Genomic DNA, 13,194 nt, shown 5'->3' with positions numbered 1-13,194 from the left:
GGGATCACGACGTCAGCAGGATCCTCTCGCGGAGCCGCTCGAGCTCGAGCAGGTCCTCGTGCACCACCCTGAGCCGGTCCGCGAGCCGGCCCCTGACGTGGTCGACGGCCGCTCGCGCCGCCTCCACCCGGTCACGCGAGTCGCGGATGTGCCGTGCGACGGACAGGTCGCTGAACACGTTGTCGAACCAGATGTCGAACGTGCGAGCCATCCCCTCGACGCCCAGCTCGCCGACCCCCCGCTCGCCGACGTCACCAAGCTCGACGGCGAGGTGTGCGAGCGCTGCGTCGGCAGCGCGCACCAGTTCCGCAGCCCGGTCGAGACGGTTGTGCTTGGCCATGCTCGCGAGCAGGTCACCGCCGAAGAACGTGTCGTAGGTGGACCAGCCATCAGCGCCCCTCAGCTCTCCGGCCGCCGCGTCCAGGGCCTGGCCGGCGTCCTGCGCCGCCTGCTGCGCCTCGGCGATCTCGACCTGCTCGGCCTGACGCCGTCCGCGCCTCTCGGCGATGTCGACCAGCGCGGCGCCGGGACCGGTCCCGGACTCCCAGAGCCATGCCTCCTTGTCCGCGAGCGCCTGCTCACGGCGTCCCGCCACGTCTCCCAGCGCGGCCACCGCCTCCTGCGACCGACCGTGCTCGTCCCGGGCCGACTCCTGCCGCTTCTGCGCGGCGGCCACGGCGTACTCTGCTCGGCGCATCTCGCTGCGCTCGGCGTCGAGCCGCTCGTCCCGGTCTCCTCGCAGGCTCGCCCACAGCCTGGCGAGGCTCAGGGACTCGAGCCGGTCGACGTCGGCCGACTCCGACGACAGACGCGACCGGGCCTGCGCCACTGCCTGCTCGGCGTCGCGGAGCGCGGAGGCCGCCCGCGCGCGGCGGGCCAGGTAGTCGGCGAGCAGCGTGGCGTCCCGCTGGGCCTGGGCGATGCGCTCCTCGAGGACGGTGGCGCCCTCGACGACGGCGGAGGGCTCGGTCGGGTGGTGCTGGACGTCGTCAGCCATGCCGACCAACATAGTGGCCCCCGGCGACACCACATCCTCTACGTTGAGACCATGCTCGCTGCCACCGTCGCCCGCTTCTCCCCCGAACGCCCGCTCGACGGGCTGGAGGTGACCGACCGCCCCGAACCCACCGCGCGAGAGCACTGGACGACCGTCGAGGTGCGGGCCGCCAGCCTCAACCACCACGACCTGTGGTCCCTGCGCGGCGTCGGTCTCCGGGCCGAACAGCTCCCGATGATCCTCGGCACCGACGCGGCCGGTGTCGCGCCCGACGGCTCGGAGGTCGTGCTCCACGGCGTGATCGGCGCCGACGGTCACGGGGTCGGACCGCGGGAGCACCGGTCCCTGCTCTCCGAGCGCTACCCCGGCACGCTCGCCGAGCGCGTCGCCGTCCCGACGGCGAACCTCGTGCCCAAGCCGGCGGAGCTCACGTTCGCCGAGGCGGCCTGCCTGCCGACGGCGTGGCTGACGGCCTACCGGATGCTCTTCGGGGCCGCGGCGCTGCGGCCGGGCGACCGGGTGCTCGTCCAGGGGGCGGGTGGCGGCGTCGCCACCGCCGCGACCGTGCTGGGCGCCGCCGCCGGCCTGGAGGTCACCGTCACCTCCCGCGACGAGTCCAGGCGGGCGCGTGCCCTGGAGCTCGGCGCGGCGCACGCCGTGGCGACCGGGGAGCGCCTCCCCGCGCGGGTCGACGCGGTCGTGGAGTCCGTCGGCGAGGCGACCTGGGCGCACTCGGTGCGCTCGGTGCGCCCGGGTGGGGTGATCGTCGTGTGCGGGGCCACGAGCGGCGATGCCCCGCCGGCCGAGCTCACGCGGGTGTTCTTCTCCGAGATCCGGGTCCAGGGCGTCACGATGGGCTCGCGGGACGACCTCGCCGCCCTGCTGCGGTTCTGCGCCCGGACCGGCGTGCGGCCCGTCGTCGACTCGGAGGTCTCGTTGGCCGACGTCGGCACCGGCCTGGCACGGATGGCCGCCGGGGAGCAGACGGGGAAGATCGTCGTCGTCCCCTGAGCTGCGGCGGACGGAGGCGTCAGGCGAACCGTGCGCGGTAGGCGTCCAGCAGCGAGGGGCCGTCCGGGGCGAGGTGCCAGACGTTCCACCCGTCGTCGGTCGGCGTGCCGCTGGCGGCGCTGGCCGCGTGGTCCGGGTGCTGGAAGCGCCCGCCGTCGGCCAGCTCGATGACGCCGTCGGGGTGCAGCACCGCCTCGAAGTGCTGTCGACGCCGCGGGCGGGACCACACCAGCCGGGTCGGGCGGTGGAGCGTCGAGGCGAGCGCGATGAGGTCCCCGTCGATCTCGTCGTCGAACGTCACGGGTGCTCGCTCCGCCGTGTCGTAGAGCCCTCGCTCCGGAGGCGGCGTGTACGACGGCGCCTCCAGCGGGGGCACCTCGAGGCGCGGCAGGTCGTCGGAGGCGTTCGTCCAGCCGGACGGCGTGGACGGTTCCCAGCTCGTGGAGCCGTAGGGCGCCGGGTCGTTGAGCGGGTCGTCCCACCGCTGAGCGGGGGGCTCCCACGGCGCCGGCTCCTGCCGGGCGGTCGGTGGCGTCGGGGGTGCGGGCGGCAGGTCGAGGGCCGGGGCGGTGTAGCGCGCGAAGTCCTCCCCAAGGCCGGGGGTGTCGGTGCTCGCCGCCGAGCTGGTGGTGCGGCGCGCCAGCTCGGCCAGGTCGAGGTCCTCCGCTGAGCCGGCCGAGGCTGCGGTGAAGGCTGCGAGCTCGGGCGACGGCTGCTGGGGCTGCGCGGTGAACCGGTCCCTGCGGGAGCGGCGGGGCGCCGGGGCGGGTCGCGGTGCGGGCGGCGGCGGTGAGGCCGCGGGCGGCGGGGGGACGTCGGCGCGGACGGACGGGAGCGACAGGCTGCTGGTGCCGGCCGCGGTCCGCCGGCCGGCACGGGTGCGCGGCGGCGGCGCGACGTCGTCGCGGACGTCGCCCCGGCTCCGCGCCGCACGGCTCGGACGTGCCACCGGAGCCGGCCGGTTCTCGTCGGCGTGGTCGGCTGCAGAGGGCTGGGCGACGGCCGGCTGCTTGCCGGTGAGCGCGATGCCCACCTTGACCCCTTCGGCGAACGACTCGGGTTCGGCAGCCGGCGACGCCGCGGACCCGGCACGCGGGTCCGCGGCAGGGGCCGTGCCGGACAGTCGCGGGGCTGCCGGGGTGGAGGCGGGATGGATCACCAGGGGGGACACGTCCACGAAGCGGCGACCGTCCTGGCTGTGCACGACGCCCATCTTGAGCACCTCGACGGGCATCGTGGGCTGGCGCAGGAAGTCGACGGCGTTGAGGATCTCCTCGCCGGCGTCCTGGCAGATGATGATCAGGCGTGCGCTGGAACGCCCCGGCTGGGACCGCGTGATCGGTACGGAGTCGTAGAACGAGGCCACGTCCCGCTGGAAGGCGTTCGGGCCGCCGTGGTACCGCGACGCCAGCTCGCCGCGCGTGAGTCGGCCAGCCCACCCCGCGTGGTCGAGCGCGCGGGTCAGCGCCGGGCGGTCGAGCTCGGCGACCAGCTCGACGACGACGGGCGAGCCGGTCGCGTCGAGGGCCAGCAGGTGCGGCTCGTCGGGGCCCACGCCCTGCGCGACGGGGAAGATCTGCTCGCCGAGGAGCCCGTCGATGTGCGAGTCCACGACGCGGTGCGCAGTGGTCCCGAGACCTGGCTCGGTGCCGCCCGGAGCCCGCCCGGACTGCACGAGGAGCGGCCTGCTGGCGTCGACCTCGAACAGTGGCATCGCGCTGACTTCTCCCCGGTTCTCGTCCACGACCCGGTGTCGTGTGCCGCATAGCCTACGGCGCGACGTCAGGTGACCTGCAACACCCCAGGTGGGTGACCACGGTCACGCGTGCCCGTTGGCCTCCTCGTCGGCCGCGAGGGCCTCCTCGACCCGTCGGACCTTGGCGTCGAGCTGCCCGGTGTAGCCCGGACGGATGTCGGCCTTGAGCACGAGCGAGACCCGGTGACCGCCGGCGCCGACGGCCTCGGTGGCGCGCTGGATCACCGGCATCACCTCGTCCCACTCCCCCTCGACCTCGGTGAACATCGAGGTGGTCCGGTGCGGCAGCCCGGACTCGCGGACGATGCGGACGGCCTCGGCGACAGGGCCTGCGACGGACTCGCCGGCGCCGAGCGGGGACACGGAGAACGCGAAGACGGCCATGCGTCCATCATGCCTCGTGGGGCCGTCTACGCTCGAGCCGATGAGTACCTCGGTGACGGTCCTGGCCGGTGGCGTCGGCGGCGCCCGGCTCGCGCACGGGTTCGCGCTGGCCGCGAGCTCGCCCTCGGAGAACGAGCTCGCGCTGACGTGCGTCGTCAACGTCGGCGACGACACCGAGCGCCACGGGCTGCACGTCTCCCCGGACCTCGACACGGTGATGTACACCCTGGCGGGTCTCAACGACGAGGAGCGCGGCTGGGGACTCACCGGGGAGTCGTACGCCACCCTGGCGCAGCTCGAACGGCTCGGCGAGGACACCTGGTTCACGCTCGGGGACAAGGACCTGGCCACGCACGTGGTGCGGACCGCACGGCTGCGGGCCGGCGAGCCGTTGAGCACCGTCACGGCGCGGCTCGCGGCGGCGCTCGGGATCGACGCCCGGCTGCTGCCCGTGACGGACGACCGGGTCCGCACCCTGGTGTCCACGCCGTCGGGCACGCTGGCCTTCCAGGAGTACTTCGTGCGCCGGCAGCACGCCGACGCCGTGCTGGGCCTGACCTTCGAGGGCGTCGACGCCGCGGGACCGGCGCCCGGCGTGCTCGACGCGGTGTCGGACGCCGCCCTGCTCGTGGTCGCGCCGTCGAACCCGTTCCTCTCCGTCGAGCCCGTGCTGGCCGTGCCGGGGGTGCGTGAGGCGTTGCGGTCGTCCCGTGCCCGGCGGGTCGCGGTGAGCCCGATCGTCGGTGGGCGGGCGATCAAGGGGCCGGCCGCGCAGATCCTCGAGACGCTCGGTCACGATGTCTCGGCGTTGGGCGTCGCCCGGCTGTACACCGGTCTCGTGGACGTCATGGTGATCGACACGGCCGACGCCGCGCTGGCCGCACCGATCGAGGATCTCGGGTTCGAGGTGCTGGTGACCGACACGATCATGGGCGGGCCCGCCGGCCGCGAGCGCCTGGCCCGCGAGCTGCTGCGCCCTGGCGGACCGCACCGGTGACGAGCCGGTTCGCTGCCGGTTCGGTCGCGGTGGTCCCGCTGCGGGACGGCGTCTCGGGCAAGTCGCGTCTCGCCGCAGCCCTGGACCCGGGTGCCCGACGGCGGTTGGTCGTCGCGCTGGCCCGGCACGTCGTGGACGTGCTGGTCGCGGACGAGCGTCTGGTCGGCGTGGTGGTCGTGACAGCGGACGTGCCGTTCGTCGACGCCGTGCTCAGCGGGGCTGCCCCCGGTCTGACCGGCAGTTCGTCTTCTGACCGGCAGTCCGGACTGCCGGTCAGATCACGAACTGCCGACGTGATCCGCGAACCGGACGGTCGCCCCGGCCTGAACGGCGCCCTCGACCACGCCCGCGAGCGAGCCCGGCGCCTGGGTGCCGACCGGATGCTGGTGGTCCACGCCGACCTGCCCCTCCTGACCGGTGACGACGTCGGAGCGGTCCTGACAGCGGACGCGGACGTCGTCGTGGCCACCGACCGGCACGCGACCGGCACCAACCTGCTGTCCGTGCCCCTGGGCGGGCACGACGACGGCGACGGGTTCAGCTTCCGGTTCGGTCCAGGGTCCCGGGCGGCGCACGAGGCGGAGGCCGCCGCGCGCGGCCTGACCTCCGCCGTCGTGCACCGCACCGGGAGCGCCGCCGACCTCGACACGATCGACGACTGGGCCGGGCTCCCGGCCGCGCTCCGCGCGCGACTCCTCTGAGCCGTCAGGCGGCGTCCAACCGTTCTCTGATCTCGTCCGGCAGGTCGAGGTGCACCGCGCCGAGGAGCTCGTCGAGCTGTTCGACCGAGCTCGGTCCGGTCACCGGCACCACGGGCTCGTCGTCGCCGAGCATCCAGGCGAGCGCCACCTGGGCGGGGGTCGCACCGATCTCGCGGGCCACCTCGCGCAGCACCTCGACCCGGTGGACCGACCCGGGGTGGTCGGCACCGTGGTACAGCCCCCTGTCGTCACGCATGAGGGCACCGGCCTGCAACGGCCCGTAGCCCACCACGGTCAGCGACGGGCGGCCCGGCACCCCCGTGGACGCCGCGAGGTCGAGCAGCTCGCGGCTCGCCCACGGGTGGCGGCGCCACGAGGGCCGCGGGTAGACGTACGAGTACTGCTGCTGGACGACGGCGTAGGGCGGGACGCCCTGACGTTCGGCCTCGGCGCGGGCCTCCATCAGCCGCCACAGCGCGATGTTGGAGATGCCGGTCAGCCCGACGTCCCCCGCGGCCTGCAGCTTGCCGAAGGCGCCGACCGTCTCGGCGAGCGGGGTCGCGGGGTCGTCGTAGTGCCCGTACAGCAGGTCGATGCGGTCGATCCCCAGATGACGCAGGCTCGTCGCCGACTCGTGCTCGATCACCCGGGCGGACAGCCCCTCGAAGTTGTCGGGCGCGACAGGGAGCCCGGGGTCGCGAGGGCCGGCCCCCAGCTTGGTGGCGATCCGGACCTGGTCGCGCACGCCCCGCGAGGCGAGCCAGCGGCCCAGCAGGTCCTCGCTGTCCCGGCCGTGACCGCCCTGCCAGTACGCGTAGTTGTTGGCGGTGTCGAGGAAGGTCCCGCCCGCCTCGACGAACCGGTCGAGGATCGCGAACGAGGTCTCCTCGTCGACGACCGTGCCCAGGTTCATGGTGCCGAGGCACAGGGTGGAGACCTCGAAGGCGCGGTCCCCGTCTCCGATGGTGCGATAGCGCATGGATCTTCTCCGTCCGTGGTGTGTTCAGACCGTGTCGAGCCGGGCGCGCGACACGGGGTCGAGGTCGAGGTCCGCGGCGCCGAGGAGCTCGTCGAGCTGCGCCACGCTGCTGGCACCGATGACCGGGATGACGGGCACCTCCCCGCCGAGGAGCCAGGCGAGGACCACCTGGTGCACCGTCGCGCCGGTCTCGGCCGCCACCTCGCGCAGCACCCGCAGCCGCTCGTGGGTGGTGGGGTGGTCGAAGCCGTCCCAGAGCGGCTTGTCGTCACGCAGCAGCGCGCCCTGCATGAGCGGCGAGTAGGCCACGACGGCGAGAGGGCTGCCCGCCTGCGAAGACGCGCGGGCGTAGTCGAGCATCTCGGCCGAGGCCCAGTTGTGCCGCCCGACGTCGGGGCGCGGGTAGGGGTAGGTGCGCTGCTGCTGCACCAGCCCGTACGGCGCCACACCCTGACGGACCGCCTCCTCGCGGGCCTCGACCAGGCGGTGCAGAGCCACGTTGGAGATCCCGGAGATGCCCACCAGCCCTTCGGCCTGCAGCGTGCCGAACGCGCCGACGGTCTCGGCGAGCGGCGTCCCGTAGTCGTCGACGTGCCCGTAGTAGGCGTCGAGACGGTCGACGCCGAGGTGGCGCAGGCTCTCGCGAGCCTCGGCGGCGATGGTCTCGGCGCCGAGGCCCTGGTAGTTGGCCGGCGGGTCGTGCCGCAACGGGAGGCTCGGGTCCTTCTTCGCGGCGCCCACCTTCGTGGCGATGCGGACCTGGTCCCGCGCTCGCCGGTCGGCGAGCCAGCGGCCGAGGACGTCCTCGCTGTCGCGGCCGTGCCCGCCGTCCCAGCCGTTGTAGTTGTTGGACGTGTCGAGGAACGTGCCGCCCGCCTCGAGAAAACGGTCGAGGATGGCGCGCGCGGTCTTCTCGTCGGTGTGCGTGCCGAACCACATGGTGCCCAGGCACAGTGTGCTCACCTCGAAGGAGGTGGAGCCGTTGCTGATGGTGCGGTAACGCATGGTGTCTCCGTGGTGCCGAGATCGGGTGGTCGTCACCGACGCTACGGAGAGATCGGTCTGGGTGTACGGTCCATTGTGATGGCCGCTGACCAGACCACTCTGGCCTGGGAGACCCTGCTCGACCTCGAGCACGGCCCGGGGCCGCTCGTGGTGCGCCTCGAACGCGCCCTGCGTGACGCCGTCGGCTCCGGACGTCTCCCCGCCGGTGCCACGCTCCCGGCCAGCCGGCGGCTCGCCGAGTCGCTCGGCATCTCGCGATGGGTCGTCACCGAGGCCTACGGGCAGCTGGTCGCCGAGGGGGTGCTCGACGCCCGCGTCGGCGCCGGGACCCGCGTGGCACCCGGCCAACCCGGCCCGACGCCGTCGGGCGCCGCACCGCGGTCGGGCGCCGTGCAGGCCCTGCCCCCGCGCCCGCGGTTCGACCTGCGTCCGGGCGTCCCCGACCTGCGGCACGTGCCCCGCGACACCTGGCTCAAGGCGGCCCGGGAGGCACTGGCGATCGCGACCAACGACGACCTCGCCACCTCTCCCGGTGCAGGGCACCCGGCCGCCCGCGCCGCCGTCGTGGCCCACCTGCGACGAGCGCGGCTGGTCGACGCTCCGGACACCGCCGTCGTCGTCACGCGTGGCGCCACCGACGCGATGGGCCGCGTCGTGGCGGCGTTGCACGCCGCCGGGCACACCCACCTGCTCGTGGAGGACCCGTCGTGGCCGGTGCTGCGCGACGTGGCCCGCCGCGGTGGCCTCGAACCCGTGCCGGTGCCGGTGGACGGCGGCGGGATCGACGTCCACCGGCTCACGGAAGCCGCGGCACGGACCGGCGCGCGGGCGCTGCTGCTCACCCCCGCGCACCAGTTCCCGACCGGGGTCGCCCTGGCCGGGGACCGCCGGGACGCCGTGCTGGGCTGGGCTCGATCGGTGGACGGGCTGGTGATCGAGGACGACTACGACGCCGAGTTCCGCTACGACCGTCGGCCCGTCGCGGCCCTGCAACGGCTCGACCCGGACCGGGTGGTCCTCCTCGGGTCGGTCAGCAAGACGATGTCACCGGCGTTCGGGATCGGGTGGATGGTGCTGCCCGAGACGTGGCGGGCGGCGGTGTCCGGGGCCGGGCAGGCCGGGCCGCCGTCGGTGGTGGAGCAGCTGACCTTCGCCCGGTTCCTCACCGACGGCGGCTACGACCGCCACCTGCGTGCCGCGCGGGGACGGTACCGGCGTCGGCACGACGCGCTCGCCGCGGCCGTCCGTGCGGCGCTGCCGGGTGCCCGGCTCGGCGGGATGGCCGCGGGGCTGCACGCCGTGCTGGACCTTCCCGCGTCGGCGCCGGACGCGGCCGAGGTGGTGCGGGCCGCCGCGGCGCACGACGTGGGCGTCGTGGACCTGCGGCGCTACCAGGTGCGGCCCTCTGCCCGGTCGCGGACGCTGGTGCTCGGCTACGGCAACCTCGTCGACGCCCGGTTGGAGGAGGCGGTGGCGCGGCTGGCGTCGTGCGTCTGACGCCTCACCAGGCCCCGCGGTGCACGACGTCGTCCATCGGCTTGCGGCGGCGGCGTGCCGGGGAGCCCTTCGCTCCCCCGGCCTCCGGGTGCCCGACGGCGACCACCCCGGTGGGCGACCACTCCTGCGGCACGTCGAACGCGTCCCGGAAGGCAGCCACCCGGCCGCCGTCGACACCGAAGAAGCACGCACCGAGACCCTCGTCCACGGCGGTCTGCAGCATGAGCAGCGACGCCATGCCCGCGTCGACGTGCCAGTACGGCACGGGCCAGCGCGCCTCGTCCCGGTCCGTCCAGCCCTTGTCCGGCTCGGCGTACCGGCCGACGTACGCCGTCTTCGAGGTCAGGGCCACGATCAGCACCGGCGCCGTGCGCATCCCGGCCAGCCAGGTCGACAGGTCGCGGGCCGAGTCCGGCGGGGTGGCTGCCGCCCAGAACCGGTCACGCTCCTCGTCGGTGGTCAGCACCAGGAACGACCAGCCCTGCGTGAACCCGGCGCTCGGGGCCCGGACCGCATGGTCCAGCAGCCGGTCGACCGTCTCCGGGTCGACCGGCTCACCGCTGAAGCGGCGGACCATGCGCCGCTGTCGGACCACGTCACGGAACTCCATGACCGCATCCTCCCAGGAGGCCGCCTGACCGGTAGGTCAGAGCCGCTCGGCGAGGACCTCCACGAGCGCCTTGCCCTCGACGCCCTCGAGCTGGACCGCCTGGAGACGGCACGAGAACCCGTCCGCGATGTACTGCTCGCCGTCGCCCCGTGCCCGCAGCGCCGGCAGCAGCGCGTTCTCCGCCACGGCGACCGACACGTCGTAGTGGCCCTTCTGCATGCCGAAGTTCCCCGCCAGCCCGCAGCACCCGGCGAGCTCGGTGACCGTCGCCCCGGCGTCGGCCAGCAGCGAACGGTCCTCGCCGAAGCCCATCACCGAGTGCTGGTGGCAGTGCGGCTGCACGACGGCGGTGATGTCGCTGAGGTCCGGCAGCTCCCAGCCCGAGTCCTCGGCGGGGGCCGTGGAGGGGTCGGTCAGCAGCTCGGCGAGGGTCTTCGTCGCCCCGGCCACGGCCGTGGCGCGCGGGTCGTCCGGGAACAGGTCCAGCAGGTCCGAGCGCAGCACCGCCGTGCACGACGGCTCCAGGCCGAGGATCGGGATCCCGTTGACCGCGTACGGGCCGAGGACGGACAGCAGCGAGGACAGCCGGCGCCGCGCGCCGTCGAGCTGGCCCGTGGAGATCCAGGTCAGCCCGCAGCACGCCTGCTGGTCGGGGACGACGACGTCGTAGCCCGCGGCCGTGAGGACCTTCACCGCCGCCTGGGGCACCGACGGGGAGAGCGAGTCGCTGAACGAGTCCGTCCACAGCACCACCTTCGGTCGCGCCGCCGACGCCGGCTTGCCCGGCATGTCGCGGTGCGGCAGGCCCGGCACGCCGTGCGTGGCGTACCCGCGGCGCCACCAGGTGCGGAAGGGCAGCTCGGCGAAGTGCGGCACGTCGCGGCGGGTGTCCATGCCCCCGCCCCACAGCACGGCCTTGCGCACCCAGCCGACCGACAGCACCTTGTTGATCGCCCTCGGCGCGAGGCCCGCCAGCCGTGCCCAGCGGGGCAGCCAGCCCAGCGCGTAGTGGTCCATCGGGCGCAGCTTCCCGCGATACGTACGGTGCAGCACCTCCGACTTGTACTGCGCCATGTCGACGCCGGCCGGGCAGTCCGAGGAGCACGCCTTGCAGCTCAGGCACAGGTCGAGCGACTCACGCACCTCGGGGGCCGTCAGCCCTCCGACGAGCGAGCCGTTGACCGCTTCCTGCAGCACGCGCGCCCGGCCCCGGGTGACGTCCTTCTCGTCCTTGGTGGCCAGGTAGCTCGGGCACATGAACCCGCCCGCGGCGCTGTTGTCGGCCCGGCACTTGCCGACGCCGACGCAGCGGTGCACCGCCGTCGTCAGGTCGTGGTGGTCGTGGGCGAAACTGAACCCCGCGTAGCCGCTCTTCTTCGCGACGCCCCGCAGCGTGCCGGAGCCCAGCAGGCCTCGGTCCCCGATCGGGGCGGTCGACGGCACGGACTGGGCGGCCGGTCGGCGCAGGTCGGCGTCGACCGCCGCCGGACGCACCACCACGCCCGGGTTGAGCACGTCGTGCGGGTCGAACAGCGCCTTGACCTGCTCCAGCAGCGCGATGGCCTCGGGCGAGTACATGACCGGCAGCAGCTCGGACCGGGCCCGGCCGTCGCCGTGCTCGCCGGACAGCGACCCGCCGTACTTCGCGACGAGCTGGGCCGCCTCGACCATGAAGGTGCGCAGCACCGACCCGGAGGACTCCAGCGGGATGTCGATCCGCAGGTGCATGCAGCCGTCGCCGAAGTGCCCGTACGGCAGGCCGTCGACGCCGTAGCGCGCCATGAGCGCGTCCAGGTCGCGCAGGTAGTCGCCCAGCTTGTCGGGCGGCACCGCGGAGTCCTCCCACCCGGGCCACGCCTGCTCCCCGGCGGGAGTCCGCCCGGCCAGCCCCGCGCCGTCGGCCCGGATCCGCCACATCTGCGTCGCCTCCGGGCCTGCCGGGTAGATGGCGGCGTCGATCGCTGCCGAGGCCCCGACGATCATCTCGGCGATCTCGCGTGCCTCCCCCGGGGAGGTGCCACCGACCTCGATCATCAGCCAGCCCGCGCCGTCGGGCAGGTCCGGCACCGAGTCCGCGCCGTTGGCGCGCTTCACGACGTCGACGAGCCGCGCGTCGAGGCCCTCGATCGCCAGCGGGTCGTGCCGCAGCAGCACCGGGACGTCGTCGGCCGCGGAGGGCATGTCCGGGTAGCCGAGCACCACCAGCGTGGGGGCCTTCGGCACCGGGACCAGCTCGAGCGTGGCACCGAGCACCGTGACGAGCGTGCCCTCCGTGCCGACCAGCATCTTGGCCAGGTCCGAGCCGTTCTCCGGCAGCAGGTGCTCCAGCGAGTACCCGGACACCTGGCGGCCGAACCGGCCGAACTCGGTGCGGATGAGTGCGAGGTTCTCCCGCACGAGGTCGGCGAGGCCGGGGACCGCCGCGAACGTCGGGTCGCCCTTGCCGGCCACGAAGCGCCGACCGCGCCCGTCCACGACGTCCAGGGACACCACGTTGTCCGCCGTGCGGCCGTAGGCCACCGCGTGCGGCCCGCAGGCGTTGTTGCCGATCATGCCGCCGAGGGTGGCCCGGTTCTGCGTGGACGGGTCCGGGCCGAACCGCAGCCCGTGCGGTGCCGCCTCACCCTGCAACGACGACATGATGACGCCCGGCTCGACGACGGCGGTACGGGCGTCCGGGTCGATCGCCCCGATGCCGTGCAGGTGCTGGGAGAGGTCGAGCACGACGCCCGGGCCCACCGAGTTGCCCGCCACCGAGGTCCCGGCGCCGCGCGCGGTGACCGGCACGCCCAGCTCGCGCAGCACGTCGAGCGCCGCCACGACGTCGTCGGTCGAGGTCGGGAAGGCGACCACGTCGGGCACCACCCGGTAGTTCGAGGCGTCGGTGGAGTACTCGGCCCGACGACGCGTGGTCGTGTCGACCGTGCCCGCCATGACCGTGCGCAGGGCGGTGGCGACCGCCTCGCGAGCCTCCGCGGCAGCCTGCTGCGCCTCCCGTTCAGCCTCCCGCTGGGCGGCGAGCGCCGCCACCTGCGCGTCCGCGGCGGACGGCGCGGCGTCCGCCGGCGCGTGGTTGCCGGAGGGTGAGGTCGTCGACTGGGCAGACACGGAGCGATTGTGCCACCGCTGACGCCGCTGACGACGAATGGTCCGCGTCGCGAGGCGCGTCGCACGAGCCCGCGGTGGCAGATCGCGCGCCCTGCCCCCGACGTGTCGACGTGCGGCACAGATTGCGCATACACGCCCGCCTACCTTGC

At 74.4% G+C, this 13,194-nt stretch carries 11 protein-coding genes; 4 read left to right on the top strand and 7 right to left on the bottom strand.

The features are described from left to right. Positions 1 to 4 precede the first annotated feature (4 nt). Positions 5 to 997: a hypothetical protein gene (locus tag HDG69_RS08935; RefSeq protein ID WP_171783450.1), complete on the bottom strand. Its 993-nt coding sequence runs from the start codon at positions 995 to 997 to the stop codon at positions 5 to 7. 51 nt (positions 998 to 1,048) lie between these two features. Here HDG69_RS08935 and HDG69_RS08930 point away from each other — a divergent pair, with 51 nt between their 5' ends. Continuing rightward, on the top strand, positions 1,049 to 2,008 hold the full coding sequence (locus HDG69_RS08930) for a zinc-binding dehydrogenase (RefSeq protein WP_171783449.1): 960 nt from the start codon (positions 1,049 to 1,051) through the stop codon (positions 2,006 to 2,008). Between the two features lie 19 nt (positions 2,009 to 2,027). Here HDG69_RS08930 and HDG69_RS08925 read toward each other — a convergent pair whose 3' ends face one another. After that, positions 2,028 to 3,722 carry a restriction system modified-DNA reader domain-containing protein gene (locus HDG69_RS08925; protein WP_171783448.1) on the bottom strand — a complete coding sequence of 565 codons (1,695 nt, stop codon included), beginning with the start codon at positions 3,720 to 3,722 and terminating at the stop codon, positions 2,028 to 2,030. Positions 3,723 to 3,827: 105 nt separating this feature from the next. Continuing rightward, complete coding sequence (locus HDG69_RS08920; RefSeq protein WP_171783447.1) at positions 3,828 to 4,148, bottom strand: MTH1187 family thiamine-binding protein; 321 nt, start codon at positions 4,146 to 4,148, stop codon at positions 3,828 to 3,830. 40 nt (positions 4,149 to 4,188) lie between these two features. On the opposite strand from HDG69_RS08920, the gene cofD reads away from it, so the two are divergent. After that, a complete protein-coding gene (gene cofD, locus HDG69_RS08915) occupies positions 4,189 to 5,145 on the top strand; it encodes a 2-phospho-L-lactate transferase (RefSeq protein WP_171783446.1) in 957 nt (318 codons plus the stop codon). After that, the gene (gene cofC / locus HDG69_RS08910) at positions 5,142 to 5,846 is read left to right on the top strand and encodes a 2-phospho-L-lactate guanylyltransferase (RefSeq protein ID WP_171783445.1); all 705 of its coding nucleotides are present in this window, start codon (positions 5,142 to 5,144) and stop codon (positions 5,844 to 5,846) included. The genes cofD and cofC overlap by 4 nt, the downstream gene beginning before the upstream one ends. 4 nt (positions 5,847 to 5,850) lie before the next feature. On the opposite strand, the gene HDG69_RS08905 is transcribed toward cofC, so the two are convergent. Next, positions 5,851 to 6,825 carry an aldo/keto reductase gene (locus tag HDG69_RS08905; protein WP_171783444.1) on the bottom strand — a complete coding sequence of 325 codons (975 nt, stop codon included), beginning with the start codon at positions 6,823 to 6,825 and terminating at the stop codon, positions 5,851 to 5,853. A gap of 24 nt (positions 6,826 to 6,849) precedes the next feature. Further along, entirely contained in the window at positions 6,850 to 7,830 is a 981-nt protein-coding gene (locus tag HDG69_RS08900) for an aldo/keto reductase (RefSeq protein WP_171783443.1), read from the bottom strand. Positions 7,831 to 7,908: 78 nt separating this feature from the next. On the opposite strand from HDG69_RS08900, the gene pdxR reads away from it, so the two are divergent. Continuing rightward, positions 7,909 to 9,327: a MocR-like pyridoxine biosynthesis transcription factor PdxR gene (gene pdxR, locus HDG69_RS08895; protein WP_171783442.1), complete on the top strand. Its 1,419-nt coding sequence runs from the start codon at positions 7,909 to 7,911 to the stop codon at positions 9,325 to 9,327. A gap of 4 nt (positions 9,328 to 9,331) precedes the next feature. On the opposite strand, the gene HDG69_RS08890 is transcribed toward pdxR, so the two are convergent. Then, positions 9,332 to 9,937 carry a nitroreductase family protein gene (locus HDG69_RS08890; RefSeq protein WP_171783441.1) on the bottom strand — a complete coding sequence of 202 codons (606 nt, stop codon included), beginning with the start codon at positions 9,935 to 9,937 and terminating at the stop codon, positions 9,332 to 9,334. A gap of 36 nt (positions 9,938 to 9,973) precedes the next feature. Beyond that, positions 9,974 to 12,871 (bottom strand): FAD-binding and (Fe-S)-binding domain-containing protein, encoded by a 2,898-nt coding sequence (locus HDG69_RS08885; protein ID WP_171783995.1) that lies wholly within the window; start codon positions 12,869 to 12,871, stop codon positions 9,974 to 9,976. Positions 12,872 to 13,194 lie beyond the last annotated feature (323 nt).

Source organism: Isoptericola halotolerans (assembly GCF_013149785.1).
Taxonomy (GTDB): Bacteria; Actinomycetota; Actinomycetes; order Actinomycetales; family Cellulomonadaceae; genus Isoptericola; species Isoptericola halotolerans.
The sequence above is the reverse complement of the archived record's forward strand: the minus strand, read 5'-3'. Positions and strand labels throughout refer to the sequence as shown.

Coding starts and splice junctions, on each gene's coding strand:
- HDG69_RS08935 (WP_171783450.1), bottom strand. CDS start 997: ATGGCTGACGACGTCCAGCACCACCCGACCGAGCCCTCCGCCGTCGTC.
- HDG69_RS08930 (WP_171783449.1), top strand. CDS start 1,049: ATGCTCGCTGCCACCGTCGCCCGCTTCTCCCCCGAACGCCCGCTCGAC.
- HDG69_RS08925 (WP_171783448.1), bottom strand. CDS start 3,722: ATGCCACTGTTCGAGGTCGACGCCAGCAGGCCGCTCCTCGTGCAGTCC.
- HDG69_RS08920 (WP_171783447.1), bottom strand. CDS start 4,148: ATGGCCGTCTTCGCGTTCTCCGTGTCCCCGCTCGGCGCCGGCGAGTCC.
- cofD (WP_171783446.1), top strand. CDS start 4,189: ATGAGTACCTCGGTGACGGTCCTGGCCGGTGGCGTCGGCGGCGCCCGG.
- HDG69_RS08905 (WP_171783444.1), bottom strand. CDS start 6,825: ATGCGCTATCGCACCATCGGAGACGGGGACCGCGCCTTCGAGGTCTCC.
- HDG69_RS08900 (WP_171783443.1), bottom strand. CDS start 7,830: ATGCGTTACCGCACCATCAGCAACGGCTCCACCTCCTTCGAGGTGAGC.
- pdxR (WP_171783442.1), top strand. CDS start 7,909: ATGGCCGCTGACCAGACCACTCTGGCCTGGGAGACCCTGCTCGACCTC.
- HDG69_RS08890 (WP_171783441.1), bottom strand. CDS start 9,937: ATGGAGTTCCGTGACGTGGTCCGACAGCGGCGCATGGTCCGCCGCTTC.
- HDG69_RS08885 (WP_171783995.1), bottom strand. CDS start 12,871: ATGGCGGGCACGGTCGACACGACCACGCGTCGTCGGGCCGAGTACTCC.